The organism is Streptomyces silaceus (genome assembly GCF_001419745.1).
Taxonomy (GTDB): domain Bacteria; phylum Actinomycetota; class Actinomycetes; order Streptomycetales; family Streptomycetaceae; genus Streptomyces; species Streptomyces silaceus.
Window position 1 is genome coordinate 1 of the sequence record NZ_LIRJ01000641.1, and the last position, 1,200, is coordinate 1,200.

General features: G+C 72.8%; 1 protein-coding gene and 1 pseudogene. One reads left to right on the forward strand and one right to left on the reverse strand.

Annotated elements, in window-relative coordinates:
- A pseudogene (locus AOK22_RS38125) lies at nucleotides 1-700 on the forward strand (amino acid transporter); the annotation flags it as partial.
- A gap of 9 nt (nucleotides 701-709) precedes the next feature.
- Here the strand turns inward: AOK22_RS38125 and AOK22_RS38130 are convergent.
- Nucleotides 710-1,200, reverse strand: a 491-nt coding sequence (locus AOK22_RS38130; protein WP_055703223.1) for a VOC family protein, incomplete at its 5' end; no start/stop codon positions are given.

Below are 1,200 nucleotides of genomic sequence, written 5' to 3' on the forward strand. Positions count from 1 at the left end.
CGCGGCCTTCGCCTCGACGGTCGCCGTGCACCACCGGGGCCGCCGCGGGGCCACAGTCGGCTTCGGTCTGATCACCGCGGTGTTCGCGTACACGCTGGTGGCGAACGTCGTGGAGCGTCCCGACGGCATCAAGATCGCGGCGCTGTTCATCCTCGGGATCGTGGTCACCTCCTTCGCCTCGCGGGTGCACCGCGCCTTCGAACTGCGCTCGGCGGGCGTGGTGTTCGACGAGGAGGCGCTACGGCTGATCGACGAGGTCGCCGCGTCGGGCCCGGTACGGATCATCGCGAACGAGCCCCAGGAGCACAGCACCGTCGAGTACCGCGCCAAGGAGTACAGCCAGCGCGAGCAGACGCACATCCCCGGCGGCAAGCCCGTGCTGTTCCTGGAGGTGTTCGTCCGCAACTCCTCGGACTTCACCGCCGAGTTGGCGGTCCAGGGGGACCGCAAGCACGGCGCGCGGCGGCTGCGCGCCACCGGCCCCGGCGTCCCCAACACCATCGCCGCGGTCCTCCTGGAGATCCGCGACCGCACGGGGCAGGTGCCGCACGCCTACTTCAACTGGACCGAGGGCGACCCGGTCGGGCATCTGCTGCGCTTCCTCGTCTTCGGCGACGGCGAGGTCGCGCCGGTCACCCGCGAGGTCCTGCGCCGCGCGGAGCAGGACCCGGCGCGCCGGCCGCGGGTGCACGTCGGCTGACGGACGCGGCTAGGCCCTCAGCTCGGCGAGGCGCGCGAGGGCGTCCTTCACGGACTCCTGCTGTTCCTCGGTGAGCCGGAGGCCGTCCGCTTGCCCGAGGAAGCGCTCGGCCAGGTCCTCGTCGCCGAGCCGCTGGGCGATGTCGCCGCGCAGGACGAGGAGGCGCAGGTGCTGTTCGGGGGTGGGCCGCTCGTCGCCCAGGCCGAGGGCCCGGTCGATGATCTTCGCGGCGCCCGGCAGGTCCTCCTTGGAGTCGGCGAACAGGTCGGCCATGTGCAGCGCGCGGGCGAAGGGGTCCTTGGGCGCGGGCCGGTGCGAGGGGTCGTCGCTGATCGGCTGCCCCACGCGGATGCTGTTGCCGCCGGGGTCGGTCATCAGGAACTGCCGCACGCCGTAGGACATGTCCTTCAGCGGGCCGATGCGGGGCAGTCCCCGACCGGGGATCCTGCCGTACGCCGCCTTGAGCCCGGCGCGGAAGGCGGTGTGCAGCGCCTCGACGT